This is a genomic window from Mycobacterium sp. 1245852.3 (assembly GCF_001669335.1).
In the GTDB taxonomy this organism is placed as follows: Bacteria; Actinomycetota; Actinomycetes; order Mycobacteriales; family Mycobacteriaceae; genus Mycobacterium; species Mycobacterium europaeum_A.
Genome location: NZ_LZLL01000531.1, coordinates 1 through 11696 on the forward strand (window position 1 = coordinate 1; position 11696 = coordinate 11696).

9 protein-coding genes are annotated in these 11696 nt (G+C 71.8%); 2 read left to right on the forward strand and 7 right to left on the reverse strand.

The genetic code is table 11. The annotated features are described in order from the left end of the window. The coding region (locus tag A9W96_RS24265) for an AAA family ATPase (RefSeq protein ID WP_067143719.1) at window positions 1–1847 on the forward strand (1847 nt) is incomplete at its 5' end. Here the strand turns inward: A9W96_RS24265 and dapE are convergent. The 3 genes from dapE to A9W96_RS33170 are packed head-to-tail and all read right to left on the reverse strand — an operon-like array spanning window position 1844 to window position 4959. Further along, on the reverse strand, window positions 1844–2908 hold the full coding sequence (gene dapE / locus A9W96_RS24270; protein WP_067143720.1) for a succinyl-diaminopimelate desuccinylase: 1065 nt from the start codon (window positions 2906–2908) through the stop codon (window positions 1844–1846). The two genes, A9W96_RS24265 and dapE, sit on opposite strands and share 4 nt — an antisense overlap. Before the next feature lie 55 nt (window positions 2909–2963). Continuing rightward, the gene (locus A9W96_RS24275) at window positions 2964–4112 is read right to left on the reverse strand and encodes a PPE family protein (RefSeq protein WP_067143722.1); all 1149 of its coding nucleotides are present in this window, start codon (window positions 4110–4112) and stop codon (window positions 2964–2966) included. A 31-nt stretch (window positions 4113–4143) separates the two neighbouring features. Next, window positions 4144–4959 (reverse strand): PE domain-containing protein, encoded by an 816-nt coding sequence (locus A9W96_RS33170; RefSeq protein WP_067143724.1) that lies wholly within the window; start codon window positions 4957–4959, stop codon window positions 4144–4146. Window positions 4960–5249: 290 nt separating this feature from the next. On the opposite strand from A9W96_RS33170, the gene dapD reads away from it, so the two are divergent. Continuing rightward, the gene (gene dapD, locus A9W96_RS24285; RefSeq protein WP_066878550.1) at window positions 5250–6203 is read left to right on the forward strand and encodes a 2,3,4,5-tetrahydropyridine-2,6-dicarboxylate N-succinyltransferase; all 954 of its coding nucleotides are present in this window, start codon (window positions 5250–5252) and stop codon (window positions 6201–6203) included. A gap of 10 nt (window positions 6204–6213) precedes the next feature. Here dapD and A9W96_RS24290 read toward each other — a convergent pair whose 3' ends face one another. The 4 genes from A9W96_RS24290 to A9W96_RS24305 form a co-directional block, all read right to left on the reverse strand. After that, the gene (locus tag A9W96_RS24290) at window positions 6214–7506 is read right to left on the reverse strand and encodes an MFS transporter (protein WP_067143728.1); all 1293 of its coding nucleotides are present in this window, start codon (window positions 7504–7506) and stop codon (window positions 6214–6216) included. Between the two features lie 191 nt (window positions 7507–7697). Further along, entirely contained in the window at window positions 7698–9113 is a 1416-nt protein-coding gene (locus tag A9W96_RS24295; protein ID WP_067143726.1) for an acyl-CoA synthetase, read from the reverse strand. A gap of 28 nt (window positions 9114–9141) precedes the next feature. After that, on the reverse strand, window positions 9142–10050 hold the full coding sequence (locus A9W96_RS24300; RefSeq protein ID WP_066871216.1) for an alpha/beta fold hydrolase: 909 nt from the start codon (window positions 10048–10050) through the stop codon (window positions 9142–9144). Between the two features lie 43 nt (window positions 10051–10093). Further along, window positions 10094–11696, reverse strand: a 1603-nt coding sequence (locus tag A9W96_RS24305) for a CoA transferase (RefSeq protein WP_067143730.1), incomplete at its 5' end; no start/stop codon positions are given.

Below are 11696 nucleotides of genomic sequence, written 5' to 3' on the forward strand. Positions count from 1 at the left end.
CCCGGGCATCGCTGGGCGGTGACGACCTGCTGCTCGTCGTCGACGACGCCCAACACCTGGACGTGCTGTCGGCCACCCTCGTCTACCAGCTGGCGCGCGACGGCGCCGGACGGCTCATCGTCACCGCCCGCGCCGACTCCGCTCCCGAGGCGATCGCGGCGCTGTGGGGTGACGACCTGCTCACCCGGATCGACATCGAGCCGCCGGGCGGGGCGAGCGCCCCGGCGCAGATCGATACCTTCCTCGCCGAGCTGCCCGCCGCGGCGCGGTCGGTGCTGGAGTACCTCGCCGTCGCCGAGCCGCTCTCGGTCACCAATCTGACCGCGCTCGCCGGTGACGGCGCGGTGGCCGACGCGGTGGCGTGGGGTGCGGCGGAGACCCGCGAGCGCGGCGGCTCGTCCGACGACCCGGTCGTCTACACCGCGCACCCGCTGTTCGCCGAGCGGACGCGGGCGCTGCTCGATCCCGACGACGCGCGACAGCGACGCACCGACGTGGTCGAGCTGCTGTCCCAGCGGCCGTCGGAGCACCTCAGCGACCGGTTGCGGCTGGTGTCGCTGGCGCTGGACAGTGCCACTCCCCCGCGGGTCGCCGACGTCGCCGCCGCCGCGCAGCAGGCGCTGCGGCTGGGCGACCTGGCGCTGGGCGAGCGACTGGCCCGGTCGGCCCTGCAGCGGTCCGGCGGGTTGGCGGCGCGGCTCGCGCTGGCCCACGCCCTGGCATGGCAGGGCCGTGGTCGCGAGGCCGATTCGGTGCTGGCCGACGTCGACTCCAGCGCACTGACCGAAGCGGCGCTGATGGATTGGGCGCTGCTGCGGGCGGCGAACCAGTTCTGGATGCTGAGCGAACCCGAGCGCGCCACCGCGTTCCTGCGGACGCTGCGCAATCGGGTCACCGATACCGGCCCGCGCACCACCCTGGACGCGCTCAGCGCGACGTTCGCGATGAACGCCGGCAATGTCGGTCACGCCGTGAAGGTGGCCGGCGACGTCCTCGCATCGCCGTCGGCCGATGACCAGGCGGTGGCCTGGGCGGCCAGCGCGGCCGCGTTGTGCGCGGCGCGTGAGGGCCGGTTCGACGACGTCGAGCCCCTGGCGCAGCGCGCGCTGGGCGCCGAACACCCTGGGCTGCTGCGCTTCACGATCGGGCTGGGACAGACCACCGCGCTGCTGATGGCCGGCCGGCCCGACCAGGCCCGCCGGCTCGCGCAGCAGTTCACCGACTTCGCCGAGCTGCAACAACCGGGCCGCGCGATCGGCGAGGTGCTGCTGGCGCATGTGCTGCTGGCCGGTGGCGAATTCGCCTCCGCGGCAGCGTTATTGACTCCGGCTGCCGCCACCCTGGAGCGCACCGGTTATTCGTGGGGGCCGTTTTCGCTGACGCTGCTGGCCACCGCGCTGGCCCAGCAGGGCGACACCGCCGCGGCGGCGAAAGCGTTGAGCAGGGCCGAATCCCGGCACGGCACCAAATCCGCGTTGTTCGCGCCCGAGCTCGGCGTGGCGCGGGCGTGGCGGCTGGCCCTGGTGCGGGACGCCCACGGCGCGGTGGCCGCCGCGCGCGACGCCGCCCGGATGGCCGAACGCGGTGGGCAGCGGGGGGTGGCGTTGCGGGTCTGGCACGAGGCCGTGCGGCTGGGCGACGTCCGGGCCGCCGACCCCCTGGGCCGGCTCTGCGGCGAGATCGACTGTGTCGCAGGCAGACTGGCATTGGCACACGCCCGCGCGCTGGCCGCCGGCGATGGCGGGGGGCTGCGGGCGGTGTCGGACGAGTTGACGTCGATCGGCATGCACGCGGCCGCCGCCGACGCCGCCGCGCAGGCGCAGCGATGCGGGGGCGGGAACGCCTAGCCGCCCAGGTAGGCGCGCAGCACGTCGACCGCGGCGGTGATGTCGGCGACCGCGACCCGCTCGTCACGCTTGTGCGCCAGGTTGGGATCGCCGGGCCCGAAGTTGACCGCCGGTATGCCCAGTGCGGCGAACCGCGCCACGTCGGTCCAGCCGTACTTGGCCCGGACGTTGCCGCCGGCCGCCTCGACCAACGCCTTGGCGGCGGGTTGGGACAGCCCGGGCAGCGCGCCGGCCGCCGCGTCGGTCTGTTCGATGTGCACGTCCAGCCCGGCGAGCACGTCGTGCACGTGTTGCAGTGCGTCGGGCAGCGACCGGTCCGGGGCGAACCGGAAATTGACGGTCACCGCGGCCGCGTCGGGGATGACGTTGCCCGCCACACCACCGTCGATGCGCACGGCCGACAGGCCCTCCCGGTAGACGCAGCCGTCGATGTCGACGCTGCGGGCCTGGTATGCGGCCAGCCGTTCCAGCACGGCGCCCAGCTTGTGAATCGCGTTGTCTCCCAACCAGGATCGCGCCGAATGGGCGCGGGTTCCGGTGGCGCTGACCACCACGCGCAGAGTGCCCTGGCAGCCGGCTTCGATGTAACCGCCGGTGGGCTCGCCCAGGATGGCCACATCGGCGGACAGCCAATCCGGCAGCTCGCGTTCGATGCGGCCCAATCCGTTTGCGGCGGCCTCGATTTCCTCGCAGTCGTACATCACCAGGGTGAGATCGTGCACCGGGTCGGCCACGGTGGCGGCGAGATGCAGGAAGACCGCGTCGCCGGACTTCATGTCCGCCGTGCCGCAGCCGTACAGGTCGCCGCCCTCCCGGCGGCTGGGCAGGTTCGCGGCCGCCGGCACGGTGTCGAGGTGCCCGGCCAGCAGTACCCGCGACGGCCGCTGATGGTGGGTGCGGGCCAGCACGGCGTTGCCGTTGCGGAGGATCTCGAGCCCGGACGTCTGGGCTCGCAGCGCGGCCTCGACCTCGTCGGCCAGCCGGGCTTCGTCCCGCGATTCGCTGGGGATGTCGACCAGCGCCGCGGTCAGCGCGACCGGGTCTCCGCGTAAGTCCAGCACGGTCTAACGATAATCCGTCGCCGCTCATGGCGAACGGCGCCGAACACCGCGTGCGCTAGACGAGCAACCGCGTGGGCATCACCTTGGGTTTGACGCCGTAGCGCGGCCCCATCCCGTAACCGCCCCGCCCCGCCGAGGCGACGGCAGGCATGCCGGACGCCCACGCCGTGTGCGCCTCTTCGGCCGGTGCGGTCCAGCCCGTGCCCGCGACGGTCTCGGCCGGGATTCGTGGCGCGGCCGCCGACCACGCGGCGGGGGTCGACAATCCGCCGACCGGGGTCGCCGCGCCCATGCTGGCCAGCACCGGTGCGGCAGCCACGCCCGCGGCACCGGCCGGCGCCGCCGCGCTCACCAGGGCGCCGCTGCCGACCGCACCGCCCACACTGCCGGCCACGCTGCCGGACGCCGCCGCGTCGAGGGTGTGGTTGTAGAGGATGTTGGACACGATGGTGTTGAACACGTTCCAGGACACCACGTCGAAACCCGCGTTGCCGACGTTGGACACGACCGGGTCGCCGAGCACGCTGTCCAGCGCGCTCCCGGCCGCGCCCGCGCCCGGCAATGCGGCCGGCGCGGCGAACGACTGCACCGCGTCGGGCACGTTGGAGACGACCCCGCGCAACCCGCTCGTCTGCGCGGCCGTGGCCGCGGTCTGCACGCCCAGGCCGCCCGGGCTGTTCGTGGGTGCCGGCTCGGTCAACGGGCTCAGCCGGGCCGCGGCGGCGGACGACGCGGCGTAGGCATACATCGCGGCGGCGTCCTGGGCCCACATCTCGCCGTACTGCGCCTCGGTGGCCGCGATGGCCGCGGTGTTCTGCCCCAGGACGTTGGTCGCGACCAGGGCCGCCAGCTGTGCCCGGTTGGCGGCGACCAGCGGCGGCGGCACGGTCATCGCGAACGCCGCCTCGTAGGCGGCCGCCGATGCCATGGCCTGGGCCGCGGCCTGCTGCAGCTGGCCGGCGGTGGTGTGCATCCACTGCACATACGGCTGGGCGGCGGTGACCATTGCGATCGACGACGGGCCCATCCACTCGTCGCCGGTGAGATTGGCGATCGCCGCCTGGCTGGCCGCGGCGGTCGTGCTCAGTTCGTCGGCGAGGCTGCTGAACGCCGCCGCGGCGGCCATCATCGGCCCGGCCCCAGCGCCGGTGTACATGCGCAGGGAGTTGACCTCTGGGGGGAGTGCCCCGAAATCGAAAGTCATTGCGGTGCTCCTGTTCTCAGTTAGGTGGGTGCTAGACGGTCGGCGTGGGCAGCACGGTGGGCTTGACGCCGTAGCGGGGGGCGCCCAGGCCGTAGCCCCCTCGCCCGGAGGTGGCCATCGACGGCACGCCGCCCGGAACGGTGGTCACTGACGTGCTCTGGGGCGCGGCGCTGGCCAAACCCGCGCCGGTCAGCGTCGCCGCGGTCGGATTGGCCACCGGGACACCGGTTGCCGCCCAACTGGGTGGCACCGATAAGGCGCCGATCGAGGGCCCTTGGCCGGCGCTCGCCAGCACCGGCGCCGCAGCCATGCCCGTGGGACCGGCGGGGGCGGGCGCGCTCGCCGCGGTTGCCGTGCCGACGTCGCCGGTCAAGTTCGGGATCCCGGACGCGCCGGGGACGGGCGCGAATTGTCCCTCGCCCAAGGTGATGAAGTCGGATGCGGCGGCGCCGACGTTTTGACCCCATTCGATCTCGGTGCCGAGGGCGGCGTCCCCGGGCGGCGGGTCGGCGGCCGCGGCGGCCGGTGCAAACTGCTGCAGCGCCGCGGCGCTGGTGCTGACCTGGTTGGCGGATTCCGTCGTCCCATAGGAGTCGGCGTTGTTGTCCAGGTTGTTGACCAGCGTCTGGTGAATCGCCCTGGCCTGGGCGCTGACTTGCTGGTACCAGGCGCCGTAGGCCGAGAATTGCGCGGCCTGCAACGCGGACACTTCGTCGGCGGCCGCGGGAGCGATGCTGGTGGTAGGCGCCGCAGCCGCGGCATCCTGGGCGGCCATCGACGAGCCGAGCCCTTCGAGGGTGCTCGCCGCGGCGAGCAGCGCCTCGGGCCGTGTGGTGACAAAGGACATGTTTTTCTCCTCCGGCAATCAGGCGGCCGCTATGGACCGGCGACAACAAGCCCCGCGACAAGGCCGGGAAACGACCCGCGGACCCCGGAAGCTACGTACCCCAAACGGCGAAATTCACGCCGCTGACCTGCGGGGACCGGCGGGGCTGACCGCCGCGAACGCCCGCGTTGCACCGACGGTTACCAATTGCCTTGCCCGGGTGGGACTTTGAATACCGGAAGCCGTCGCGGCGGCGGGCGCCCCGCGGGGCGGGCGGATCGGGGCGCGGCCCACGAAGTAACCTGACCGCCGTGACAAGAGCAGCAGGCGCCGAAGGGATAGGCCTGGCAACGCTGGCCGCCGACGGATCGATCCTCGACACGTGGTTTCCCGCACCGGAACTGACCGATTCGGGCACCAGCGCGACGTCGCGGCTGGCGCTGTCCGACATTCCCCCGGAGCTGACCGCGCTGATCGGACGCGACGATGACCGCGGCACCGAGACCGTTGCCGTACGCACGGTCATCGGCTCGCTGGACGACGTGGCCGCCGACGCCTACGACGCCTACCTGCGATTGCATCTGCTCTCGCACCGGCTGGTGGCGCCGCACGGACTGAACGCCGGCGGCTTCTTCGGGGTATTGACCAATGTGGTGTGGACTAATCGCGGGCCGTGCGCCGTCGAGGGATTCGAGGCGGTCCGGGCCCGGCTACGCCGCCACGGACCGGTGACGGTCTACGGCGTCGACAAGTTCCCACGGATGGTCGACTACGTGCTGCCGGCCGGGGTGCGCATCGCCGACGCCGACCGGGTGCGCCTCGGCGCCCACCTGGCGCCGGGCACCACGGTGATGCACGAGGGCTTCGTCAACTACAACGCCGGCACGCTGGGGGCGTCGATGGTGGAGGGACGCATCTCCGCGGGCGTGGTGGTGGGCGACGGCTCCGACATCGGGGGCGGGGCCTCGATCATGGGCACGCTCTCCGGCGGTGGCACCGAGGTGATTTCGATCGGCAAGCGCTGCCTGCTGGGCGCCAACGCGGGCCTGGGCATCTCGCTGGGCGACGACTGCGTCGTCGAGGCGGGCCTGTATGTCACCGCGGGCACCAAAGTCGTTACGCCCGAAGGCAAAACAATGAAGGCCCTGGAGTTCTCCGGCGGCAACAACCTGTTGTTCCGCCGCAATTCGGTGAGCGGGGCGGTCGAAGTGGTGGCCCGCGGCGGCCAGGGCATCGCCCTCAACGAGGACTTGCACGCCAACTGACGCGCGGCCCCTACAGGTCGACGGGAACCTTCTCGACGGTCGGGGCGCGAAGCATGGTCCCCTTGGTTTCGGGCAGCAGGTAGACAGACACGAAACTGGCCACGACGAGGGTCGCCATCATGAGCCCGATCGCCCAGCTGCCGTAGGTGGCCAGCAGGCTGCCCGCCAGCAGCGGCGGCACGGCGGCGCCGAGGAGGCCGGCCAGGTTCATCGCCACGGCCGCGCCGCTGTACCGGTAGCGCGTGGCGAACAGTTCGGGAACGAAGGCGCCGGTGGGGCCGTTGGCCACCGCCGCGCAGGCGAACATGCCCAGCACCGCGACCGCGTACATGACGGGATTGCCGGTGTCCATCAGCGGGATCACCACGAACGACCACGGCAGACACGCCGCCAAGCCACACAGCATCACCCGGCGGCGCCCGACTCGATCGGACAGCCATGCCCCGAACGACACGAACGCGATGCTCGTCAGCCCGGCCAGCGCGCCGACGCCCCAGATGAAGCTGCGCGAGTAGCCCAACTGCGAGTGGGCGTACATGACCAGGAAGGTGTTGCCCAGGTAGACCAACCCCATGCCGCCCAGGAAGCTGCCGGCGACAAGCACGATCTCACGCCGCTGCAACCGAAGCAGCTCGGCCAGCGGCGCTTTGGGCACCAGGTTGCGGGCCTTCTCCTCCACGAACAGCGGGGTTTCGTCGATGTTGAGCCGCACATAGAGGGCGATGCCGATCAGCGCGCTGCTGATCAGGAACGGCACCCGCCATCCCCACTGCATGAAGGCGGGGCTGCTCTCGCCCATGGTGAGGCTGACGGCCAGGAACGTCAGGCTGGCCAGTATTCCCGCCGTCCCACCGCCGAGCGAGGTGAACATGCCGTACCAGCCGCGCTTGCCGGCGGGCGCGTATTCGGCGCTGAGCAGTACGGACCCGGCCCATTCGCCGCCGACGGCGAACCCCTGGAACAGCCGCAGGACGACGAGGATCAGGGGCGCGGCGATCCCGATCGACGCCGTGCTGGGCACCAGGCCCACGCTGACGGTCGAGGCGCCCATGATCAGCAGGGTGGCCACCAACGTCTTCTTCCGGCCCAGCCGGTCGCCGAAGTATCCGAAGACCGCCGCACCCAGCGGGCGAGACAGGAACGCCGTCGCGAACGTCGCCATCGAGGCGATGGTGGCCACCGTCGAGCCCAGGCCCGGGAAGAACACCGTGGGAAACACCAGGGCCGCCGCGGTGCCGTAGATCAGAAAGTCGTAGAACTCGATCGCCGAGCCCACCAGGCAGGCGGCCGCGATCCGGCGCATGGTGGTAGGCGCGGCGGCGGGGACCACGGACCGGGTGGGCTCACCCACGGTGGCCGCGCATTGTCCGGTTGCATCGATACACGGATACGACGGTAGGTGACGCTTCGCGACGACGCTCGGCGCTGAAGCTGGCAACTTGCTGCGTGTCTTTGTGCCCGGCGGACCGGGCGCCCAGCCGGCTGAACGGCCGCTCAGCCGTCGGTCAGCAGCCGCTTTTTGAGGATCTTGCCCATGGCGTTGCGCGGCAGCGCGTCCACGATGCGGACCTCACGCGGGCGTTTGTGCACCGAAAGCTCTTGCGCGACATAGTCGATCAGTTCATCGCCGGGGGCCGACCCGACGACGAACGCGACGATGCGCTGTCCGAGATCCGCGTCGGGCATCCCGACGACCGCCGCCTCGGCGACACCCGGATGCCCGAGCAGCACCGTCTCGATCTCGCCCGCGCCGATGCGGTAGCCGCCGGATTTGATCAGGTCTACCGACTCGCGCCCGACGATGCGGTGCATCCCCTCGGCGTCGATCACCGCGACGTCGCCGGTGCGATACCAGCCGTCGGCGTCGAACGCCTCGGCGGTGGCGTCCGGCTGGTTGAGGTAGCCGTCGAACATCATCGGCCCGCGTACGTGCAGCTTGCCGACAGTCTCCCCGTCGTGCGGCACCAGCGCGCCCTCGTCGTCGACCACCCGGGTCTGCACACCGGACAGCGGCAGCCCCACCCAGCCCGGGCGCCGCTCGCCGTCGGCGCGGGTGGACAGCGTGATCAGCGATTCCGAGGCGCCGTAGCGTTCGATGGGCTGATGACCGGTGAGCCCGGCCAACCGGTCGAACACCGGAACCGGCAGGGGCGCGCTTCCCGAGACCAGTAGCCGCGCCGGGCGCAGCGCCCGGGCGGCCGTCTCGTCGGCGCCCACCCGCGACCACACGGTGGGCACCCCGAAAAACAGCGTGCCGCCGTGCTCGGTAGCGGCCTGCGCGTAGCCCTGCGGTGTCGGCTTGCCGGTGTGGATGAAGCGATTCCCGATCCGCAGCGATCCGAGCAGCCCCAGCACCAGGCCGTGCACGTGAAACAGCGGCAAGCCGTGCACCAGGACGTCGTCGGCGGTCCACTGCCAGGCCTGCGCCAGGGCGTCGAGGTCGGCCGCGATCGCCCGCCGGCTCAGCACCACACCCTTGGGCAGCCCGGTCGTCCCCGAGGTGTAGATGATCATCGCGGTGGCGTCGGGCGACGGCTCGGCGTAGCGGTGCCAGGAGCGGGCGTGCAGGCGCACCGGGATGTGCGGCAGCCCCTCGGACTCGTCCGGCACCGGCCCCAGCCAGGCCTGCACCCCGGAGTCGGTGAGCATGTGCCGGCGCTCTGCCGCGCCGACGTCGGCGGGCACCGGCACGAAGGGCACCCCGGCGATCAGGCAGCCGGTGACCGCCAGCACCGTCGCAGCGGTCGGCGCGGCCAGGATGGCGACGCGGCCCGCGCCGCCGACCCGTTCGGCCACCGAGGTGGCGGCGCCGACGAGATCGCTGCGGCTGAGCACCGCACCCTCGATGCGCACCGCGTCGGCGATATCGGTGGCGGTCAGGGCCGAGGGATCGAGGGACGCCAGTAGCACGTCAGCAGGCTACCCGGCGCCGGGCAGGTCAGCCCTTCTCGTCCCAGATCTTCGTCAGGGTGGACAGGATCTCCTCGCCGCGGCCCAGCCCGCCGAGATGGCTTTCGCCGGGCAGCACGATGAGTTCGCAGTCGGGCAGCAGGGACACCACGTGCTGACCATGCGCGAACGGCACGATGTGGTCGCTGTCGCCGTGCCACCAGCGCACCGGGACTTTGACCTCGTCGAGCCGGAATCCCCAGTCCTGGGTGAACAGGATGATGTCGTTGAACGGGGCCGCCAGCTGCTTGCGGCTGCCGTTGAGCAGGTCGTCGAGGAACATCGCGCCGAACTCCGGACGGGTGAGCAGGCGCCGGTCGCCTTCGGGCGAGATCGCGGCGTACAGATACAGGGCGATGTTCGCGACCGGGCGGATCGAGCGGACCAGCAGGCTCGCGCCGATCCGCAGCGGGTCGCCGCCCAGCTTGAGCAGCGGTGCGGCCCGCTTGCCCAGGTTCATCAGGCCGCTGGTGATGCCCTCGTCGCCCAGGAACGGCGCGACGCCGCCGAGGATCCCGGCCGTGACCACGCGATCCGACAGGGCCGCGGCGGACGCGAGCGCGTACGGACCGCCGCCGGACAACCCGATGACCGCCATCTTGTCGATGCCGAGCGTGTCCGCGATGGTGCGCAGGTCGTCGGCGAACGCCCGGATGTTCCGATACCGGTGGGGGGTCGACGAGCCGATGCCGGGGCGGTCCAGCCCGATCAGCCGGATCCGGTGGTGCTGGGCGTAAAGGCGGGCCTCGGTGGGAATCTGCCGGCGGGCGCCCGGGGTCCCGTGCAGCCAGAACATCGCGCGTCCCTGCGGGTCGCCGAACTCGGCGAAGCCGATCTGGCGGTCTTCGCCGACGGCGACGTTTCCTTCGAGTTTGGGGCGGGCGATCTCGATGACCATGTCGAGCAGCTTGGCATGTTACGAGCGGTTTACAAAAGGCCGGTTAGGCGTTAAGCACCCGTTCGCCGATCACCCGCTGGTGGCGCAGGTCGGCCACCTCGGCCTCGGACAGACCCAGCTCGCGCAGGATCTCGTCGTTGTGCTGGCCGAGCGTCGGCGGGGCGGTGCGATGGTGGCGCTGCGGTCCGGGCGTGATGCGAAACGGCCAGCCGGGATAGCGATGCCGACCGGTGATCGGGTGCTCGAGCTCCTCGTAATAGCCGCGGGCGTCGAGCTGGGCCCCGATGAGTTCGGGGTCATACATCAGGTCTGCGGTGATCACCCGCTCGGCCGCGATGCCCTGCGCCTGCAGCGTTTCGACGATCGCCGCGGCGGTCTGCGTGCGAGTCCAGGCGGCGACGAGCTCGTCGAACGCGTCATGATCGATCGGCTGATCGGGCACGGACAGCGCCACCCACACGTCGTCCTCGTCGGTCGGGTAGACGCCCTGCAGGTAGCCGCGCCGCCGGTTGCCCTCGCGCGGGCGCACCACGCCGTTCATCGAGTACTCGATCACCGGTTCGGCGGTCACCGCGGCGGCGACCTCGATCTGCGCGATCTCGATGAGCTGGCCGGCGCCGGTGCGGTGCCGGTGCTCGAGCGCGGCCAGCAGCGCGACCCCGGCATGCACGCCGACGATCGGGTCGGCGGGGCCCTGCGGGTTGCACGGCGGCCCCTCGGCGTATCCCGTCACCGCCGACATGCCCGACGTCTGCTCGAAGTTCAGCGCCCAGCCGACATAGTCGCGCCACGGCCCCTGCAGGCCGTATCCGGGCATCCGGACGACGATCACGTCGGGATTCAGCAACACCAGCGAGTCGTAGTCGAGGCCGAACTGCTCGATGACTCGCGGCGAGAAGTTCTCCACCACGACGTCGGCCTGCGCGGCCAGCCGCCGGGCGATGTCGAGGCCCGGCCGCGAGGTCAGGTCGAGCGTGAGGTCGCGCTTGTTCAGGTTGGTGCCCTGCCAGATGGGGCTGCGCTCGTACCAGTCGTCGCCCTCGTAGGCGAAGGCGCCCGAATAGCGGTGCCCGTCGGGCCGCTGGATCGATTCGACCTTGACGATGTCGGCCCCGAACGCCCCGAGGTAGCAGGTCAGATACGCCCCGGCCCAGAAGGTGGTCAGATCCAGCACCCGCAGACCGCTGAAGGGCAGCGGCCCGGACGCATGCCGCGGCGACCGGCCGTCGCCGGCCCAACTCACGGGCCGCGTCCCCACCACCGGCGCCGGACAGGGTTGAGCCGCCGGGGTTTTCGACAACCGGAACGGTGGCCCGGGGCGCCGAAACGACCCGGTGTCGACGAAGAACCCCCGCGCGGCGTACTGGGGACAATCCAGCACGGTCGCGCCGTCGTTGACCGGTGCGGCCGGAATGCGCAGGGCTTGAGCGAGTTCCACGATCTCGGCGACGGTCTGGCCGGCCAGCACCGGCTCGGCCTTGGCGAAGAAGTCGTCACGCTCCGGCCCGCCCAACATGATCGCGATCTGATGCTCGCCGAACTCGGGCAGGCCGAGCATCGCGCAGACGTCGAGCCAGTGCTGACCGGTCAGGCAGTTGATGCCCACCCAGCCGTCGACGGCCCGGACGACGCCCAGCATGGGTGCC